The 19104-nt window shown below is 62.8% G+C and carries 18 protein-coding genes; 9 read left to right on the forward strand and 9 right to left on the reverse strand.

Annotated features, from left to right (window positions below; all coding sequences use genetic code 11):
* Positions 1 to 9 precede the first annotated feature (9 nt).
* On the reverse strand, positions 10 to 1425 hold the full coding sequence (locus AC6CH8_RS12050) for an MFS transporter (protein WP_498190745.1): 1416 nt from the start codon (positions 1423 to 1425) through the stop codon (positions 10 to 12).
* Positions 1426 to 1503: 78 nt separating this feature from the next.
* Between AC6CH8_RS12050 and AC6CH8_RS12055 the strand changes: the two genes are divergently transcribed.
* Both AC6CH8_RS12055 and AC6CH8_RS12060 read left to right on the forward strand, forming a co-directional pair.
* A complete protein-coding gene (locus tag AC6CH8_RS12055) occupies positions 1504 to 2733 on the forward strand; it encodes a GAF domain-containing sensor histidine kinase (protein ID WP_498190747.1) in 1230 nt (409 codons plus the stop codon).
* A 109-nt stretch (positions 2734 to 2842) separates the two neighbouring features.
* Positions 2843 to 4321: a polysaccharide deacetylase family protein gene (locus tag AC6CH8_RS12060; protein WP_498190749.1), complete on the forward strand. Its 1479-nt coding sequence runs from the start codon at positions 2843 to 2845 to the stop codon at positions 4319 to 4321.
* 80 nt (positions 4322 to 4401) lie between these two features.
* Here AC6CH8_RS12060 and AC6CH8_RS12065 read toward each other — a convergent pair whose 3' ends face one another.
* The 4 genes from AC6CH8_RS12065 to AC6CH8_RS12080 all read right to left on the reverse strand — a co-directional run bounded on the left by AC6CH8_RS12065 (position 4402) and on the right by AC6CH8_RS12080 (position 7263).
* Positions 4402 to 5799, reverse strand: a complete 1398-nt coding sequence (locus AC6CH8_RS12065; protein ID WP_498190750.1) for a serine/threonine-protein kinase — start codon at positions 5797 to 5799, stop codon at positions 4402 to 4404.
* Positions 5800 to 6009: 210 nt separating this feature from the next.
* The gene (locus tag AC6CH8_RS12070) at positions 6010 to 6384 is read right to left on the reverse strand and encodes a type II toxin-antitoxin system death-on-curing family toxin (RefSeq protein WP_498190752.1); all 375 of its coding nucleotides are present in this window, start codon (positions 6382 to 6384) and stop codon (positions 6010 to 6012) included.
* Positions 6381 to 6587: a ribbon-helix-helix protein, CopG family gene (locus tag AC6CH8_RS12075; RefSeq protein WP_498190753.1), complete on the reverse strand. Its 207-nt coding sequence runs from the start codon at positions 6585 to 6587 to the stop codon at positions 6381 to 6383. Before AC6CH8_RS12075 ends, AC6CH8_RS12070 begins: the two co-directional genes overlap by 4 nt.
* Before the next feature lie 37 nt (positions 6588 to 6624).
* On the reverse strand, positions 6625 to 7263 hold the full coding sequence (locus tag AC6CH8_RS12080) for a TetR/AcrR family transcriptional regulator (protein ID WP_498190755.1): 639 nt from the start codon (positions 7261 to 7263) through the stop codon (positions 6625 to 6627).
* Between the two features lie 111 nt (positions 7264 to 7374).
* On the opposite strand from AC6CH8_RS12080, the gene AC6CH8_RS12085 reads away from it, so the two are divergent.
* The 4 genes from AC6CH8_RS12085 (at position 7375) to AC6CH8_RS12100 (ending at position 12384) form a co-directional block, all read left to right on the forward strand.
* The gene (locus AC6CH8_RS12085; protein WP_498190757.1) at positions 7375 to 8835 is read left to right on the forward strand and encodes a purine-cytosine permease family protein; all 1461 of its coding nucleotides are present in this window, start codon (positions 7375 to 7377) and stop codon (positions 8833 to 8835) included.
* On the forward strand, positions 8832 to 10055 hold the full coding sequence (locus AC6CH8_RS12090; RefSeq protein ID WP_498190759.1) for a serine hydrolase domain-containing protein: 1224 nt from the start codon (positions 8832 to 8834) through the stop codon (positions 10053 to 10055). Before AC6CH8_RS12085 ends, AC6CH8_RS12090 begins: the two co-directional genes overlap by 4 nt.
* Positions 10052 to 11680 carry an amidohydrolase gene (locus tag AC6CH8_RS12095; protein WP_498190761.1) on the forward strand — a complete coding sequence of 543 codons (1629 nt, stop codon included), beginning with the start codon at positions 10052 to 10054 and terminating at the stop codon, positions 11678 to 11680. The genes AC6CH8_RS12090 and AC6CH8_RS12095 overlap by 4 nt, the downstream gene beginning before the upstream one ends.
* Positions 11681 to 11790: 110 nt before the next feature.
* Positions 11791 to 12384, forward strand: coding sequence for a histidine phosphatase family protein (locus AC6CH8_RS12100; protein ID WP_498190763.1), 594 nt, complete (start codon positions 11791 to 11793; stop codon positions 12382 to 12384).
* Here AC6CH8_RS12100 and AC6CH8_RS12105 read toward each other — a convergent pair.
* Positions 12377 to 13021: a TetR family transcriptional regulator gene (locus tag AC6CH8_RS12105; RefSeq protein ID WP_498190765.1), complete on the reverse strand. Its 645-nt coding sequence runs from the start codon at positions 13019 to 13021 to the stop codon at positions 12377 to 12379. The genes AC6CH8_RS12100 and AC6CH8_RS12105 overlap by 8 nt on opposite strands.
* Positions 13022 to 13154: 133 nt before the next feature.
* Here AC6CH8_RS12105 and AC6CH8_RS12110 point away from each other — a divergent pair, with 133 nt between their 5' ends.
* From AC6CH8_RS12110 to AC6CH8_RS12120, 3 genes are all read left to right on the forward strand, one after another.
* Positions 13155 to 14798: an APC family permease gene (locus AC6CH8_RS12110; protein WP_498190767.1), complete on the forward strand. Its 1644-nt coding sequence runs from the start codon at positions 13155 to 13157 to the stop codon at positions 14796 to 14798.
* On the forward strand, positions 14749 to 15654 hold the full coding sequence (locus AC6CH8_RS12115; RefSeq protein WP_498190769.1) for a carbon-nitrogen hydrolase family protein: 906 nt from the start codon (positions 14749 to 14751) through the stop codon (positions 15652 to 15654). Before AC6CH8_RS12110 ends, AC6CH8_RS12115 begins: the two co-directional genes overlap by 50 nt.
* A 102-nt stretch (positions 15655 to 15756) precedes the next feature.
* Positions 15757 to 16554, forward strand: coding sequence for a ZIP family metal transporter (locus AC6CH8_RS12120; RefSeq protein WP_498190771.1), 798 nt, complete (start codon positions 15757 to 15759; stop codon positions 16552 to 16554).
* A gap of 91 nt (positions 16555 to 16645) precedes the next feature.
* Here AC6CH8_RS12120 and AC6CH8_RS12125 read toward each other — a convergent pair whose 3' ends face one another.
* The 3 genes from AC6CH8_RS12125 to AC6CH8_RS12135 all read right to left on the reverse strand — a co-directional run bounded on the left by AC6CH8_RS12125 (position 16646) and on the right by AC6CH8_RS12135 (position 19043).
* Entirely contained in the window at positions 16646 to 16906 is a 261-nt protein-coding gene (locus AC6CH8_RS12125; protein ID WP_091463835.1) for a DUF6458 family protein, read from the reverse strand.
* Positions 16907 to 17013: 107 nt separating this feature from the next.
* On the reverse strand, positions 17014 to 17910 hold the full coding sequence (locus tag AC6CH8_RS12130) for an SDR family oxidoreductase (RefSeq protein WP_498190773.1): 897 nt from the start codon (positions 17908 to 17910) through the stop codon (positions 17014 to 17016).
* Positions 17911 to 17999: 89 nt separating this feature from the next.
* Positions 18000 to 19043 carry an NAD(P)-dependent alcohol dehydrogenase gene (locus AC6CH8_RS12135; protein WP_498190774.1) on the reverse strand — a complete coding sequence of 348 codons (1044 nt, stop codon included), beginning with the start codon at positions 19041 to 19043 and terminating at the stop codon, positions 18000 to 18002.
* Between the last annotated feature and the right edge of the window lie 61 nt (positions 19044 to 19104).

Below are 19104 nucleotides of genomic sequence, written 5' to 3' on the forward strand. Positions count from 1 at the left end.
CGGATTGGATCAATGCGACGACGGCGACTCCGCCTCCTGGCTTTCCCGTTCTTCCGCCGCTGTCTGCGCATACGAGGCAGATACGCGGCGGTAGACGGGAGTCAGGAAAGCGATCAAGGCGACGACGATCATGATGATGCCGGCGGCCAGGAACACCAAGGCGATGCCACGGGAAATTCCTTCGCCCAGCAGGGGAGCAAGGCTGGCCGCCCCTTCCTCGGATCGGGCGTAGGGGATGATCCAGAATTGGGCGATCGGTGCGATGAGGAAGGCGGTGATGGGCGCCGCCGCGGACTCGAACGCCATGGCGAAACCAAACACCCTGCCCTGCCGCGGTAGTGGCACCACCTTTTGGATGACGGTCTGTTCAGCGGCTTCAACCACAGGGACCAGCGCCATGTAGAGCCATATTCCCACGATGTAAAGCCAAGCCCACTCGCGGACCGTAAACACCGCACCGATGAACCCCATCAACAGCACGGCAATGAGCATGGTCCGCAAGGGATTGGACCCGAGGCCGAACTTGCCGATCAGCGCACCTCCAACAATGAACCCCGTGGCGCCAATGGCGAAGACAACTCCCCACATCTCCACGGAGAACATCTCCAGGCCGTACGGGTCCATCAACGCCATGTAGACACCGCCAATGAAGTTGTTGAAGGTGGAGAAAAGAATTAGCGCAAAGAGGCCGGATACTGCCATGACGGCAGCCCACGACCCCCGCAAGTCGAATCCGCCTTGCGCGTCAGAAGCAGCTGCCCGCACTTCCTCGGGCAGGCGCAGCATCAGCAAGTGCCCGAAAGCCAACGAGGTCAGCACCAAGGCGACAACTACCGTCCACCCCATGCCCAGCAGTCCTACCGACAGTCCGGAAAGGACCGAAGTGACCACGAACATGAGCCCTTGCACCATGCCCACAAGCCCGTTGGCGTTGGCACGCCGGTCGGGTTCGATCAGGATGGTGACTGTGGTTGAAAGAGCTATGTTGCGCATGTTCTCCACCACCGCGCCGATCAGGATGATCATAGTGAAGATCCAGAACCAAGGCTGTGTCAGGTCGAGCAGTGCCTGCTCCGGCGTCAGCAGGAACATGACTCCGGACAAGACGAACATCACCAGGGTGAAGGCCCCGGCGAAGCGCATCACCGTCAGTTTGCGGTAACGGTCCACGAAGGTTCCGAAACTGATGCTGGAGAGGGCGATCAGGAGCATGTACGCACCGCCGATCACCCCAGTGGCGATGACATTGCGCGTCTCCAAGTACACCCAGAACGTCAGGGCGTACCAAAGATAGCTTGTGGTGATGTTCGCGAGGGCAGTGTTCACCAGGATCCCCGTAAAAGTCCGGGATCTTTGCGCGGGAGTGCGTAGGGAGAGATCGATACTGTCAGTAGACGCGGCGGAGGCCGGTTCCTGCTCGGTCATGCGTCCCAGTAAACCACCGCCGCCACGGTCCCGGTAGTATCGGCAAGGAATCCTAAAGACGCTTGGGGGAGTAATAACATGACGGAAGTTCAAGGGCATCTGTCCTTCACCGATGACATCAGCCGGGATCTGGAATTTCAGGAATATGGCCTGGACCCGGCAGTGGATTCCACTCTCCTTCCCAATGCCGCCGTCATGAGCGCACTGCAGAACCTCATGCGGCTGGCAACGGAGCTTTGTGGCGCTCCGTTTGGCGTGGTCAATATCATCAGCGCGGAATACCAGCACCAAATCGGGGCTTGGGGCGTGGACCCCGGAGTCTGTTCCCGCGAGGATTCCATGTGCGCCAAGGTGTTCCTTTCCCGTGAAAGGACCGTGGTTGCCGATGCGTCACAGGATCCCCGATTCGCAGACAATCCCTTTGTCACCGGTGAAATCGGGAACGTCCGTTTTTATGCATCGGTCCCGCTGCAGACAGAATCGGGGTTCGTCCCGGGAACGCTGTGCGTCTTCTCGGATAAAGCCAACGAGCTGAGTCCGGAACAGCTGAGCATGCTCGAAGTCCTGGCCAAGCAGGTTGTTGAGCTTCTGGAGCTTCAGCACCGCACGGTACAGCTTGACCGCACCTATGCCGAGTTGAGGCACAGCAACGCAAAACTCGCCGCATTCGCCGGCCGCGTCAGCCACGATCTCCGCATTCCCCTCACCACCATCCTGGGCTATGTGGAACTGGTGGAAGACGATCCCGACGTAGAACCGAATAGCACCGCCGCGCGCTATCTGGACCGAATTGGCTCCAGTGGACGGCGGATGCTGGGAATGCTCGAGGATGTGCTGAGCTACTCCCGGGTGGGCGGCGCGATCCAGCCGGCCCAGGTGTCCCTGCGCGAGGTCACCGAAGAAGTTGCCCGTGACCTGGGAGTCGAGAATGACGGCGTGGTTGAAGTCCAGGACCTCACGCTTCACGCCGACCGCGGACAGCTCCGCACGCTGTTGCAAAACCTGCTCTCCAACGCCATGAACTACCGCAGTCCCGACCGTGATCTGCTTGTCAAGATCAGCGGGGTTTCCAACTATCACGGAGCCACGATCTTCGTGGCGGACAACGGTAAGGGCATCAAACCCGAGGACCGTGCCAAGGCCTTGGAACCGTTGGTGCGCCTGCGTCGGCAAGGCGACGGTCCCGGCTCCGGGCTCGGCCTGGCCACGTGCAGCAGCATCGCGAAAGCCCACGGTGGCGACCTCACCCTGGCTGAAGCTCCCGACGGCGGAACCACCGTTACGGTTAGTTTTCCAGCCGGCCTGTAGTTAGTTTTCCAGCCGGTCTCTAGCCGCTCCGGGGTGTCTCCGGGGTCTTTGGCGTTGTGCCTGCCATCATTCGAGGCATGACCACCTCGTACTTCCGGTAGAGGAAACCATGCAGCGGCCCGCCCCCGTCCGCTCACCGTTCACGATCCCGCTCATAGTCATCGTGCTCTTCATGGCGGCCTGCGTCCCCATGACCACGCAACCGGCACCGCACGCACCAACCGCGGTCATCGGGACGCCTCCGTCCAGGATCGCCCTCCAACCGTCAATCGTGGACATGACCACGCGCACAGCCGGCACAGCGCCCACCGTTGCCACGTGGCAATACATCAGCGGTGCCCAGACCTTCAACAGTCAGCTCGATGCCCGGCTGCTCAGCATCTTCGATGCCCGGGCCGGCGGTCGCCACGAACCGGCGGCACTGCCGGCTACCCCCGCCGCGTTGCTGGCCGACGGCGTTTCGGTCACCCATGAAATTGTCCTGGCTACAGCAAGCGTTGTTGGATCCAGGTTCGTGCAAACAACCATGGACGGAGGCGTCCGCGCCGCCCGCAGCGAGGAGATCACCTACGAGGACCTCAGCACTGGCGTTGTTACCGGCAGTGCCAGCTTGATCAACCCGGCCATGACCAGCACCTTACGGACAATACTCGGAGACGCCATCGGTGCGTCGTCCCCGACGCAGGCTCCGGGTCCGGACCGGGCTTCGCCAACAGACTCCGTTTCCGACGCCGAGTTGCTCACCGCCGTCGCCTTTACCTCTGCCGGGAATCTCAGCGTCACCATCCATCGAGACCCCGGAGCAGGCGCCGCGTTGTCCGGCCCCGTCACCGTTACTTTGAACGCCGCAGCAACGGGCGAGGTGATTTCGCCTGCAGGACAGGTCCTTCGCGCCGCGGTCATCACTGGGGCTCCGTTCAAGGCCCCCCAGCCCGCACCCGATGGGCTGGCTCCGATCAACTGCGACCTGGTGGCCTGCGCTGCCCTCACCTACGATGACGGGCCCAACGCGCAAACCACCCGTCTTCTGGCGATACTCGAAAAGCACAGAGTGTTCGCCACGTTCTTCCAACAGGGCGGATACGTCAAGGCCAATCCGGCGGTGGCGAAAGCCGTGGCAGCTGCGGGCCACACCATCGCAAACCACACCATGAGCCATCCATACCTGACGAAATTGTCGCCGTCGAGCATCGAGAGCGAAGTTCAGCGGGCCCAAGGCGCCATAGAAATGGCAACAGGTGTGGTGCCCGCTTACCTGCGGCCACCGTACGGAGCAACTAATAAGACGGTTTCCGCTTCTGTGGGGTTGCCCCAAATTATCTGGGACGTCGACTCCATGGATTGGCAATCCAAGAACAAATCCGTGTTCCTCCCCCGGATCATGAGCCTGGTCAAGCCAGGATCCATCATCCTCCAACACGACGTCCACGCTTCCACCGTGGATGGCCAGGTGGAGCTCATTGCCCAACTCAAAGGCAGGGGCTTCTATCTGGTCACGCTCCCGCAGCTTTTCGCGGGCATCGACCTGATGCCCGGCGCGTCATACAAGTGCCGCGGAACCGCACCGGGATGCGTTGCCGGACGCTGACGGCCCAGAACGCTGACCTGGCGGAACTCAACGCACGACGGCGGCAGGTCGCCGTCGAGCGCTAATTCACGTCGGCAGGGCTACTTGCCCTCCCCGTTTCCTTTGGCTTTCTCAGGCTTTTTATCGCTCTTGCCGTCGCTCTTTTCCTTGGCGATATCCGTGCCCGGCTCCGCTGCGGGTGCTGGCGCCGGTGCCTGTACCGGCGCGGGTGCTGGCTCCTGAAGATTGATCACCTCAGCGGGCTGGTCATCCGCGGGGACAGCTTCGGCAGGCACGGCTTCGGCAGTCGCCGGCGCGACAGGAAGGGCGGGCACCACCGGCGTCGTCGGCTGCGGCTCAGCCTGGGAAACCCCGATGTCCGCGGGGTGGGAGGGGTCCGTTGTGTTGCCCGTGGGCGTGAGCCCCTGGGAGAGGATCAGCAAAGCGAGCGGAATGGTTACCGCTGCTGCGGCCACGCCCCTAACGGTCCTGGGTCGCCGCTTATTGAAGTCCCTAAGGCTGGTGACGGCAGCCTGCCGCTTGGTTGGCGTGCGGAGTGGTGGCCTCGACGGCACGGCCGGCAGCAGGGCAGTCCTGCGCCCGGACTGGATCCCTTCATCCCCGAGCGCCTGCTCGACGTGTTGTGCCGTTGGGCGCTTTTCGGGATCCATGTCCGTCATGGCTTCAAGGAGCTCCCGCAGCGGACCAGGCAATTCCAAGGGGACCTGCGGCGCGCGGTGGAGGCGGGCTGATGCCGTTTCAATAGGCGTGCCCGGGTATTCAGCCTTTCCGGTGAGGCATTCGAGGAGTACCAGGCCCAGCGAGTAGATGTCGCTCGCGGGAGTCAGCGCCATGCCCTGCGCCTGTTCCGGGCTGAGGTATTGGGCGGTCCCCACGGTAAAGCCTGTTGCGGTGAGGCGGTTGTCGTTCATGACCAGAGCGACGCCAAAGTCCGCCAACTTCACAGACTGTCCCACGCCGTCGTCGTCGGATACCAGGATGTTGGCCGGCTTGATGTCGCGGTGGATAACTCCGTGCTCATGAACCTGGGACAGGGCCCCGGCGAGCCGGATCCCGATGCGCGCGGTCTCGGGAACAGTGAGTGGTCCGTCAGCCAGTATGGCGCGCAAATCCCGGCCATCTGCCAGCTCCATGACCAGATACGCGCGCTCTTCGTCGTTGCGCGTATCGACGCCGGCGTCAAAGGCGGCCACCAACCCTGGGTGATCAAAGGCGGCCAGGAGCCGCATTTCATTTTCCTGGCGGGCACGGAACGACTCATCGCCTGAACCGGGCAGGAAAATCTTGATGGCTACCTCGCGGCCAAGGAGCATGTCCGTCGCTTGGTAGACGGCAGACATGGCACCCCTGCCCAGCAAAGAGCCCAGCTGGTAGCGGCCATCAAGTGTTTCAGCGGCGTCTATTCCTTCATCGCCTGTTCCTGCGGTTTCGCTGGAGGCGGGGAGTTGGGGGTCCACGGCCTCGTCATTGTTGCCCACGAATGTCACGTCCTTCAGGCATACCTGGAGCCGCGGAACCACTGTCCCTGCGTCACCAAGCAATGCCGTCAATCAAACTTTCACGATGGCCGCGCGACCGACTGCTTCAGCCACGAGCGGCCCAGGCAATGAGCCCAAACAGCATCATCCGGTTTCACCAGATCAGTTATCAGGATACTGATTAAATCGCGGGAAGGGCAATGTGAAGGCTCAGCGACTGCGAGCACGCATGCGTTTGGAGATCAGCTTTCCGCTCTGCTCCAAGGTGATTTCACCTGCGGCTACACCTACAACCAGGTCAAACCCCTCCTCAGTAGTGAAATCATGACGGTAGCCGTTAATCCAAAGCTGCAGCACCATCAGGGTCCACGCTGTCCGCTTGTTGCCATCCAGGAGTGGATGGAAGCGTGCCACCGAATCCAGCAAGGCAGCCGCCTTCGACGACAGGTCCGGATAGGCATCCAATCCCATGACCGTCGTTGCCGGACGCGCCAAGGCGGACGCGAGCAATCCGACGTCCCGGATATGGAACCCGTACCTGTCAACTACCTGCAATGCGTCCTCTACGTCGAGGTAGCGGGTCATGCGTCTTCAAGACGCGTCAGCAATTGGGCGTCATGAGACATCACAAAGTCCAAGCCTTCATTAATTTCGCGGCGGCGCTGGTGTCGCTGAAGGACCAGCTCAGCGCCCTGCAGCAGAAGCGCAGACTTCGAGGTGTGCTCCTCGGCAGCCAACTGCTCTAAACGACGATCGAGGTCCTCTGGAACGCGGAGATTCATAGCCATGGTCCATGGTACCAAAACGGTACCGACCACCGTCTGCTCAAGCTTGCAGTCGGTCCACAGCCGCGCGAAGTTCGCCCGCCTGAACGCCCAGCGACCATTCAGCGACGTCGGTGACGAACCGCGTGAACGCCTCGTAATCAAAGGATCCGGCGTTGTTGACGTAGGAGCCCACGCCGTCGATAGCCACCCAGATCCGGATGCAGGCTGCGAACGGATCAGCCACCGCGAAGTCACCGGAGCTAACACCACCCTCAATAAGGAGGGTCAGCCGCGTCCTATCCAAGTATTCCTGCGCCAGCAACGCCTCGGACAAAGCCGGACTGAAGCGGGATAGATGCCGGGCATTGAGCCACAACCTGGTGAGCTCAAATGCGCCATTTCCCTCGATGCGCGAGACGAGGTGGGCCATTCGCTCAAGGGGAGTCCCGTCGTCGGGAAACAGTTCTTCCCGCTCCTCCGAAACGGCGCGCACAAAGGCGGCGATCACCAGATCCTCGGCGGCCGGGTAGTAGTGGCTGATCAGTCCGGGACGCACCCCCAGCCGGTCAGCTACGGCGCGGAGCGTGATCCGCTCCAGTCCCTCATTCAGGGCAATCGAAGCAGCTTCGACCAGAATTTCGGCGCGGCGCTCATCGGGTAACTTTCGGACGCGTTGGGATGCGGGGCTTGACACCATGCCGCTCAGTCTATTGGATTAGTGACCAATAGCTCATTGGTCGTGCGACCAATAGTGTCGACGGGCCGGTTCCCAGCGTTGCGAACCGGACCTTGCCCGAGAGGAACAGCGTTGTCCCAGCCCCATGTGACCGATCCGGTCAGCTACCCCGAACCGCTTGCCCACCCAGAAACCCGCGGCATCGAACTCATCGAAGCCTCCGAACGACACGGCCGCGCGCGGGACCTCTTCCCGGTCTGGGCGGCCCCAAACGTCAGCATCCTGAACTTCACGGTTGGCGCCTCACTCATCCTGCTCGGCATGCAACTCTGGCAGGCCTTCGTTGTCATCATCGCCGGAAGCCTCCCTTGGATCCTCACCGGCATCGTCGCCACCAGTGGTCCGGCAGCGGGGACGTCAGGCTCCGTCATCACTCGGGCCATCTACGGAATCCGCGGCAACAGAGTTGTGGTCGCCTTCTTTGGATGGTTTATCTCCGCAGTCTTCCTGGCCCTGAACTGGCTCGCATCCTCGTTCATGGGCGCTGAACTCCTGGCACAGCTTGGTTTCACGGATCCTGTCCTGGTTCCGGTATTCGTCACCGTCCTGGTTGCCGCGATCACCGTTCTGGTGGCGGTGTTCGGCCACAGCCTGATCCTGCGCAGCTACCCCGTGGTGGCCTCCGTGTTGTTGGCAATCTTCCTGCTGGTTACGGCGTTCATCCTGCCTCACGTGCAGTGGGGTTACTCTGCACCCGCGCCCTTGGAAGGTGCGCCACTGTGGTCTGCGATGACCATCGGTTTCGCCATCCTCGCCTCCACTCCCCTGTCCTACTCGAACAGCCCGGACCTGGCCCGCTACCTCCCGAAGTCCACCAAGCGTTCGCACATCATCGCTGCCACAGCGTTTGGTGGCGCCCTGCCCTCCATGTTCTTCACAGCAGTAGGTGCGCTGCTCGCCACGGGAATTGATGCCGCAGCGATGGATCTGGGCATCGAATCGGCGCTCCTCGCCCTGCTCCCGGCCTGGCTTGGACCTATCTTCGTGGCGGGCGTCATCATCAACACCATCTCGCTCAACGGCATGACCACATACACGGCCAGCATGGCGTTCCAGTCCATCGGCGTTCCCATCCGGCGTATTCCCTCGGCAGTGGTGGTTGGAGCGATCGGCACTGCGCTGACTATCTATTTGGTGATGTCCACCAGCCTCCTGGACGCCGTCAACCTGATGCTGCAGGTGCTGGTCCTTATATCCGGACCCACCATGACGGTCTTTGCCACGGACGTCATTGCCCGCCGCAACCGCTACAGCGGACAAGAGCTCTTCGACGAAAAGCCCGGCAGCCCCTTCTGGTACACCGGCGGCTGGCACGTCCCCGGGTTGCTCGCCATCGTCGTCGGCGCGGCCGTGGCATCCCTCTTCCTCACCAGCGCCGTGTGGACAGGCCCCATTGCAGCGGCCATGGGCTACCTCGATCTCTCGGTTCCGGTGTCCATGGTGGTTACTGCCGGGGTGTACATCGTCCTGACGCGCCTGGCCGCGAAACGCCGCCCTATCGCAATCCCCTCCGTCGAAGGAGCCCACGCATGACCACCACCGGACCGCACCCCGCCCGCTACACCGGCGCCGCCGAGCAGCCAACCCTCGACACCTGGCAGGAGGGACCGCACAACCGCTGGACCTTCGCGCACTTGGGCGAATTGCTGCCGACGGCGTCAGTCACCCGCCGTTTCCCGACCGCCCCGGCTGGGGCTACTGAGCGCTTGAGCTCCTTGGCCGTTCCCCACTTAATGCAACGGCTGGAGGAGACATACACCGACGCCTTCCTGGTCCTGCACCGCAACGAGGTGATCGCAGAGTACTACCGCCCAGGCTTTGCCCCGGACGATCTTCACCTGGTCATGAGCGTTTCCAAATCCATGTGCGGCTTAGTGGTGGGGGCTTTGGTGGACTCAGGGGACATCGTGACGTCCGCCCGCGTGTGTGACTACATTCCCGAACTCGCAGGATCAGCCTACGACGGCCCCACCGTGCAGCACGTCCTCGATATGGCTCTCCACCTCAACTACAGCGAGGATTACCTGGATCCGGCCTCAGAAGTCCAGACTCACGACCGCTCCGCAGGCTGGCGCACCCGGCAAGCCGGCGACCCGGAGGACACGTACACCTTCCTCACCGCCCTCACGGGCAACGGCACTGCGGGCACGTTCCAGTACTGCTCCGCGAACACGGACGTGCTGGCATGGATCATCGAGCGCGTGACCGGGCTCCGGTATTCGGACGCACTCTCCAAGTACCTGTGGTCCAAGCTCGATGCAGATCGGGACGCCACCATCACCGTCGATTCCGCCGGGTTCGGCTTCGCGAACGGCGGGGTCTCCTGCACCGCCCGCGACCTCGCGAGGGTGGGCCGGTTAATGCTCGACGGCGGCGTAGGTCCGTCAGGCCGGGTGGTCTCCGAGGGGTGGGTCGGCAGCATCCTCGCGGGCGGAGACCCCGAAGCCATGGCCGACTCCTCCTTCACCGCCCTTCACCCCCACGGCTCGTACACCCGGCAGTGGTGGTGCACCGGTAATGAGCGCGGCAATGTCACCGGGATCGGGATCTACGGCCAATACCTCTGGCTCGACCCCGCCACCGATACCGTGATCGTGAAGATGTCCACCTGGCCGGAACCGGACAGCGAGCACCTGCATGGGCTTCAGAACCAACTGCTCCTCGATGTCAGCCGTTCCCTGGATGAGCCAGTAGCAACAAGAGAAGTCCCAGCAGAAGCAACAGCCCCGGAAAGCAAGGAAAACGCAGCGTGACCACCCAGCTCTACACCAATGCCCGCATCTTCACCTCCGATACCCGCCGCTGGGCTGAAGCGCTGCTCGTTCAAGGCGAGCGCATCCTCTACGTCGGGGACACCGACACCGCGGAACGCCTTCGACCGAACGCCGAGCGGATTGATCTTGAGGGTCGCTTGGTTGTCCCCGGCTTCGTCGACGGCCATGCCCACGTAGTCGGTACTGGCGAAGCCTTGGGGCAGGTCAGCCTGTGGGGTGCCAAGTCAGTGGAGGAGATCCAGCAACGAATCAGGGCAAGGGCAACCGAACGCCCGGATGCTGAGCGAATCCTTGCCACCGGCTGGCTGCATGGCGCAATTCCGGGCGGTGTCCCCGACGCGGCGATGCTCGATGCCGTGGTCCAGGACAAGCCGGTCTACGCCTTCGCCTACGACTTCCACTCCGTGTGGGTGAACTCGGCGGCGCTGGCTGAACTGGGGATCGACGACCACACGAAGGACCCGCACGGCGGCACCATCAAGCGCGCCGCAGACGGCCACGCCACCGGCTACATCGACGAGAACGCGTTCTACGACATGGTGCTCCCCTACCTCGATGCCCAAGTAGGCAAGGAGGAGCACGAGGCCAGCATCGCCGCCGTCCAGCAGGCCTACCGCGAGACCGGCGTGACCACCGCGTGCGATATGGGGTTCAACGAGACTGACCTCGAAGGCTTTAAGCGTGCCGACAAAGACGGCACACTAACCAGCCGGCTCATCGCCTACTGGCGCATCAACAACGCTGGATCGACGGAGGAAAACATCGCCCAGGTCCAGCGGGCGGCGGCGCTCGCCGTCGAGCATGAATCGCCGTTCCTTCGCGTGGTGGGAATCAAGGTCATCATTGATGGCACCATCGACGGGTGCACGGCCACCCTCGGAATGCCGTACGCCGATGGTTCGAACGCGGAACCGATCTGGAGCCTGGAGGAACTCGCGCCAGTGGTTGCCGCTGCCGATGCCGCCGGTTTGAAGGTTGCCATGCATGCCATCGGCGACGAATCGGTGCGGATCGCCATCGGAGCTGTGGAACACGCCGTGGCAGAGAACGGGCCCCGCGAACGCCGCCACCGCATCGAGCATCTCGAGTTGGTGGACAGGGCCGACGTCGATCGCCTCGCTGCACTGGGCATCACCGCAAGCATGCAACCGGTCCACGCCGATCCTGCCATCAGCGAAAACTGGGCTGCCAAATTGGGTGATGACCGCGTGGAGCGCGGCTTCCCGTGGCCATGGATTACTGAGGCGGGAGCGCGGCTGGCCTTTGGCACGGACTCCCCCACGTCCCCGCACGCGCCGTTGCCCAACATGTACGTAGCCACCACCCGGGCTTCGGCCTTGGACGCTTCCGCTGGAACCAATGTCCCCGGCTTCGCCCTGCCCCTCGCCGAGTCGATCGAACATGCAACGCGCGATTCCGCGTGGACCTGCGGGGCGGAGCACCAAATTGGTCGGCTGGCTGCTGGCCTGTACGCGGACTTCGTGGTCCTGGACACCGATGTGCTTGCGTCCAGGAGCCCGGCCTCGCTGCTGGAAGCGAAGGTCCTGCAGACGGTGGTGGGCGGGCGGACTGTGTACGAAATGGACCAGGCCAAGAAGCACTAGCCACAAGCAAAGCGCCCGACGGCGACCTACCGCCGTCGGGCGCTTCATTACGTGACGTAACGGTCGTACGTGACGCAGGAAACTGCGGGCCGGCGCACCCGCAAGGCACAATGGAAAGCATGACCCTCACAACTTTCGCCCTCGTCCGCCATGGCCAGACCGATTGGAACGCGGAGCGCCGGTTGCAGGGGTCCACTGACATCCCGCTGAACGACGTCGGCCGCGGCCAGGCGCGCGACGCCGTCGCCTTCCTGTCGGACCAGCCGTGGGACGCAGTGGTGTCCTCGCCGCTGGGCCGTGCCGCCGAAACTGCGGAGATCATCGCCGAAGGACTAGGCCTCAAGGTTGCGCGGCTGGTTCCTGAGCTGACGGAACGCAGCTTCGGACCCGCCGAAGGGCTGCAGGCCGGCCCCGAACTGGAGGCACTCCGCATTCCGGGAGGTTTCCGCGGAGGCGAATCCGACGAGGCAGCGGCTGACCGTGGCATGGCTGCCTTGGAAGAGCTGGCCGGAGAGTTTGCCGGCAAGCGCGTCCTGGTGGTGGCGCACGGCACTTTGATCCGGCTGACGTTGAGCCGGGCTATCGGGCGCACTTTGGACAGCGTGCAGAATGCAGTGCTCAATCTGGCCCATCACCACGTCACTGACGGCTGGCAACTGGAGTACTTCAACGGCGAGCGCGTCACGGCCGACGCCGTTAGCTAGCAGGCGCTGAGACGTCCCGGACAGCGATGAGCTCAAGCAGGGCCTCTGCCTTGAGCCCAAGAAGGGCGGCTGCAAGGTTTCCCACCAAATCAAGCACATACTCGCTGGTGGCGCTCCCGGCGAGCACATCCATGACAAGGCCGTCTTCCTGGGCAACAAGGGTCCGGGCAATTTTGGCTGGATCCAGCAGCGGAGAGAACTCACCTGAGCTGGTTCCGGCGTCGATGATTTCCCGGTAGACGCGTTCCTGTGCGCTGGTGAGGTCTTCCTGGATCCGGCGTTGCTCGGCGTCGCGGAGCATGTGGGGCCAGTACTCGTACAGAATCCGGGAGACGTCGTCGTCCAGTCCTGCAGTAGTGCCGGCGCTGATGACGGCGGCGAGCCTGGCGGTGGGAGTCATGTTCAGGTCAGCGGCTTCGGCGAGCTTCTCCAGAAATCTGCCGGAGGAAGCCTGCACGGCGGCAGCGATGATGTCGGCATGGCTGCCGAAGTAGTAGAGCACTGCGTTGGCGGCCATGCCTGCCTCGGCGGCAATGGCGCGGAGCGTGGCGCCCTCAGCGCCGTCGCGGGCTGCCACGGCCTGTGCTGCCGCAACGATTTCCTGCCGCCGAATGTCCTTCTTGTCTACCTTGGCCACTACCGCTCCCCCGTGGACGCTTGAAGATTCCTGTTGACATTGACTCTAGACCGGTATTGAATGGCATTCAAATTTGAATGTGATTCAAATTACTGATTCCAGATACGACTTACTGATTCAACGAGGAGTCTCCGTGTCACATCCCCCGTCCCCCACCCCACTCGCTAGCGGCCCAACCCCAAAAGACGCACCATCAAAGAGCCCGGCACCAAGCGAGCCGACGTCCAAGGGCCTGAAAGCAGGCTCCATCGGCATCGGACCGACCGTGGCCCTCGGGCTGGCCGCCGTCGCTCCGGCCTATAGCCTGGCCGTGACGCTCGGCTTCGTGGTCCTTGCCGTGGGAGCGAGCACCCCTGCCGCATTCCTGCTGGGCTTCGTCCCCATTCTGTTCACTGCCCTCGCGTTCAGGGACCTCAACAAGGAAATGCCCGACTGCGGTGGCGTGTTCGTCTGGATCACCCGCGTTTTCGGGCCCACCGCTGGCTGGTTCCTTGGCGGATGGGTGCCACAAGTGGCCACGTTCATTGCGAGCGCCGCACTCGCCCAAGTGGCCACCACTTATCTGCTCAACTTTTTTGGTCTGGCCTGGATCGCCGCGGAACCGATCGCCGTAGCTGCCATCGCATGCGGGCTGATCGCCTTGAGTGCATGGATCGCGGCGAGGGGAATCGAACTCTCCGCCTGGGTACAGTACGCGCTGATTGGCCTCCAGCTCGTGGCACTGGGGGGATTCTGTGTCGCCGCCTTCACTGCCATGGCCACGGGCAACGCCACAGACGGCGCCGAAAAGCCGGGTCTGGAATGGTTCAACCCCTTTGCATCAGGCGACATGTCCGGACTCGTGTCCGGCGTCATCCTGTGCCTGTTCATCTACTGGGGCTGGGATGCACTGATCGCCGTGAACGAGGAAACCACGGACCGCAAGGGAACGCCCGGTAAGGCGGTAGTCATCACCACGGTCATCCTCTTGTTCTTCTATGTAGTGACCGCTACGGCCGCCGTCGGATACGCCGGAACTGCAAGCATCACCAACCCTGAAACCGTCTCGGATGTCCTTTCAGTCCTCGGGCCGCAGGCGACCGGAGAAGTGTTTGGCCAGGTCATCATCCTGGCAGTGGGACTTTCGGCGTTGGCAGCACTGATGACTGTTGCTGTCAGCACGCCGCGGACCTGGCTCAGCATGGGCACGTACGGCGCGCTGCCCAAGCCGACCACGAAGATGCATCCCAAGAGGGGAACGCCCACCACCTCCATCGCCTGGTGGGCAATCATCACCATGGCCATAACGTTGGGGTTGACGGCAATCAGCCCGGACTTCATCGGGCTGGGTATCCTTTCGGTGGGCCTGATGATAGCGGCCTATTACGCCGCGACAGCCTTGGCCTCGGTGGTGTACTTCGCCCCGCTGATGCGCACCTCTGCATCGACCCTGATCCTGAAGGGCATCCTTCCCGGCCTCGGAGCACTCCTCATGATCGGAGCGTTCGCATACAGCGCCGTCGACATGCTGTCCCCCGAGTACGTCGGGCTGTCGTGGCTCGGCATCGGCTCTGTGCTGGATAGGCATCGGTGCGCTGATCCTGGGCCTGCTGGTCACCGCGATCCTGAGGACCAGGCTGCGCCGTTTCTTCTCAGGCGAATCCATCCCCCGCGGAAACATCACCACCCGCCACCAACTTCCGTCCATCCTCAGCAACGACACTCATCACAACGAAACCGAGGCATAAATGCGCATCCTGTCCATCGCAGCCATTCAGACCAACCCCGTCCCCAATGATCTCGAGGCCACGTGGGCCCGGTTCGAGGCCCAAGCCGAATCAGCCAAGAAGCTGGGCCCGGATGTGGACGTCATCGTGGTTCCGGAACTGCTGCTTTCCGCGCCGGGCGAGTTCCTGCTCCCGGACCCCGACGGCGAAACCCGTTCCGCCGCGCCCATCCCGAGCCCACTCACCCACCGCATCTCCGCGCTGGCCCGCAGGCTGAACGTGTGGCTCGTGCCCGGCTCACTGCTGGAAACGGACAACGGGAACACGTACAACACCGCCATTGCTGTCTCCCCGCAAGGAGAAATTGTGGCGCGCTACAGGAAGCTCTTCCCGTGGCGACCGTTCGAAACCACCACTCCCGGCGATTCCTTCGTCACTTTCGACATCCCCGGCTGTGGACGCATCGGCCTGGCCATCTGCTTCGACGGCAGCTTCCCCGAAGTCGCCCGCCAATTGGCATGGCTCGGCGCAGAGGTCATCATCCAGCCCACACTCACCACCACGCGGGACCGCGCCATGGAAATCGTCATGTCCCAGGCCAACGCCTTCGCTAACCAGGTGTACGTGGTGAACGTCAACGGAGCATCCCCCTCCGGCGTGGGAGAGAGCGTCATCGTCGACCCCGAGGGCACCATCATGCAGCACGCCCGGGGCGGTGAGGAGATCCTGTTCGCCGTCCTGGACTTGGACCGCGTCACCCAGCTCCGCCGCTATGGAACTCACGGCATCAACCGCCCTTGGGCCCAGCTCCGGGACCAGGAAGGCCTGCTGCGCTTCCCGATGTTCGGCGGAGCTCACTTCCAATCGCCGGAGTGGAGTGGCGATTCCACTTCAGCACGGCAGGGCAGCGGCAACGGACGGGCCTGACCACACGCCCAACCTGAGGAGCGTTCGACGGCGGGCTGCCGCCGTCGAACGTTTTCACCTCACCCTAGAGAAGATCAGATTACTTACTTCTATACTGGCGTTGTGATGGCATCACTATGGTTCGGATTGATTGCCTCCAGCGCCCTGGTCATAGGCGCAATGATCGGCGTGCGTTTCGAACTGCCAAAACGGCTCCTGGCCATCCTGCTGTCCTTCGCGGCCGGCTCACTCATCACGGCTTTGGCCTTCGAACTGTTCGAGGACGCGTACGAACAAGGCGGAATCGTGCGCGCAGCGGTGGGGCTCCTTGCCGGGGCCATCGTGTTTACGGCGTTGAGCGCCCTGTTGGACCGCTGGGCCCAACCCGGGAGAACCTCGAAATCCAAACCCGCGGACGAAATACAGGGCAGCCCCAAGCTGGACACCGACGCCGCCGCGTCCGATAAAGCCGCCACCTCCGCCTCAACACGAGGCGCCGCCGGCATGGCCCTCTTGGCTGCGGTCACCTTGGACGGCGTGCCGGAGAATGTCGCCTTGGGCATCTCGCTGGGAGAGGGATCCGGCGGCCTGGCACTGCTTGCGGCCATCTTCGTTTCCAACCTGCCCGAGGCTTTGGTGGGAGCTTCGTCCATGCGCAGCCAGGGTCGCAAGGCTGGGCGGATCATGCTGCTCTGGAGCGTATGCGCTGTGTTGCTGGTTGCCGCCGTCGTCCTCGGAGCGGGGCCGCTCTCCTCAGCCCAGCCCGAGACGATCTCCCTCCCCTTGGCATTTGCAGCGGGCGCCGTGATCGCATCGCTAGCGGACACTCTTATGCCAGAGGCTTACGAACACGGTGGCCCGGCCGTTGCGCTGAGCACGGCAGCAGGATTTGTTTTGTCGTTCACCCTCTCGCTCGCCTGAGCCGCTGGGCTTTAACCTCAGAGGCACTGACGAAGGAAAGCGCACGACGGCGAGTATCCGCCGTCGTGCGCTTCTTCCGCAGCTTGAGTTGCTAGACCTCGGGGCGCCGCTCGACAATCGTGTGGGGTTCATCGCGGCGCTCAACGACGGTGTGGGGATCGCCGCGGCGCTCAACAACTGTGCGACGGGTCCGGTTGGACATGGCGATGGAAATGATGAGACCGACGATGCCGACCCCGATCAGAATGTAGCCGACCAGGACCTGGTCGAGGAAGGGGATGATTCCGGGGGCGAGCGCGAAAGCCAGAATAGCTCCGATGGCAATCAGGGCGATGGAAGAACCAATTCTCATAACGTGCTCCTCATGTTTTTTCGACGCAGTCAGGGCCTGCAGCCGAATCCGTATCATCAGGATACTTACGTTCCACCTCGCCGACCAGCATCAACCCGGCGCCATTGTCAGTGGCCGTAGCGTGCCGCCACCCTGGCAATGGCGTCCTCGGGGGTCGGCGCGGGGCCGAAGACCTGCTCCTGGCGGGTGACGTCCGCAACGTATTTTCCGGTCTCGAACCACGCCACCATGCTTGCCATATCGCCCACCAACGGAAGGATTTTCGCAGTCACCTTGCCGAGTCCCGCGATGGCGCCGGCGGGTATGGACATCACCTTGATCTGTTTGCCGGCCCGGCGTCCGGCAATTTCCGCGGCTTCGTGGATACTCAGGGGCCGACTCCAGCCAATATCGATGCGCTCTCCCTCAACAATGTCCGCGTCAACTGCCTCGGCAAGATAGGCGGCAACATCGCTCGCCAGGACGAACGTGAGCCTGGCGTCTTTGGAACCGAGCCAGACGAAGCGGCCTTTAGCGAAGGGATCACCACCCATGCCCACCGCTTGGTCAAAGAAGGCGCCTGGCCGGAGGGCCACAAAGGGAACGCCGAGCTCCTCGAATTTGTCCTCGGCCAGCTTCTTGTTCCAGAAGTGGGGAATCTGGGGAGTTTGATCGCTGGTGACGATACTGATCAACACAAAACGCGGCACTCCGGCGTGTTTGGCCGCGACGGCCAGATTGCTGTTGCCGAAGGTGTCGATGGCCTTGGCGTTCTTGTCATTCCGCGTATATCCAGCCGCCGTCGATATTGCCGCGGAAACGCCGGTCATTGCGGTGATCAAAGAGGCGGTGTCCAACATGTCTCCGCGGGCGATCTCAACACCTTTGGCCTCAAGCTTGGCGGCATTGGACTTGGGCCGGACCAGGGCCCGAACTTTCTTTCCGCGCTTGAGCAGTTCGTCCACCACTTGTGCACCCAAGAAACCAGTGGCGCCAACAACAAGGACAGGCAGGTCTTCGGCCACTGTTTCTCCTCAGGGGTTTGTTCCTAGGGTCAGTGGTAGCACGAGGCCGGAGCTTGGGGCTAGGGGGCGTTTCAGCTACACACTAAAACTCAAATGGTGATGACAACCTTCCCGCGGGCTTTACCGGCGTCGAAATACCGCATGGCATCAGGGACCTGGGCCAGAGGATAACTTCGGTCTATTGCCGGGGTAATGGTTCCCGCTTCGAGGATGCCTGCAAGGTATTCCAGATCCGCTGCGGTTTGCGTGCCCACGATCATGGTGAGCCGCTGGCGGATGAAGGGAGAGAGCACCACGGCCCGGAACTGGCGATCCAAGCTGCCCGTCCAGGACCCACCTTCCTCACCACCGGTGATCACTGCTGTTCCCGAAGAAGTAAGCGCCCGGCGAAGACGGGAAACCGAAGGGTTGCCGGCTATGTCGATAATGACGTCGTAGCGTTCGCTGCCATCAGCGAAGTCCCGCGAGGCGTAGTCGATGACATGGTCAGCGCCGAGTTCCCGAACCAAGTCCGCCTTGGCGGCACTGGCCACCGCGGTTATCTCCGCACCGGCCGCCTTGGCGATCTGCACCGCGTAACTGCCCACACCGCCCGAGGCGCCAGTAATCAGGACCTTGAGTTCCTTCGCTACAGGGCCTTTGCCCGGATCGATACCTCCCGCACGCAACGCGATCAAGGCCGTGCACGCGGACACGGGAACCGCGGCTGCTTGCTCGAAGCTGATGCCCGCCGGCTTGTGGGCAAGCTGGTTCTCGCGGGCAGCGGCGTACTCCGCGAATGATCCTTTCCCTGACCCGAAAACCTGATCGCCCACGGCAAACCGCGTGACTTTAGCCCCGACAGCCTCCACAGTGCCCGCGAGGTCGAGCCCGGGCAGGGGGTTCCTTGGCGCGCGGAAGCCGTAAGCCAGGCGCAACGCAAACGGCAAACCTGTGGTGACGTGCCACGTACCGCGATCGAGCCCGGCTGCCCGGACCTTCACCAGAACCTCGTTTTCCTTGATGGCCGGACGAGGAACCTGCGCCTCGTGAAGCACATCGGCGGAGCCGTATGCCTCTTGGACGATGGCCCGCATGGTTGCGGGGGACGCCTGCTCCTTGCGTGTTTCCTTGGATGGCTGACCAGTGGTCATGGGCCGGACCTTTCTTTTCGTACGCTGTACCAAGCACGCTACCGTACACTGTACTAAACCG

The sequence above is a fragment of the Paenarthrobacter sp. GQ52 genome (assembly GCF_059759005.1).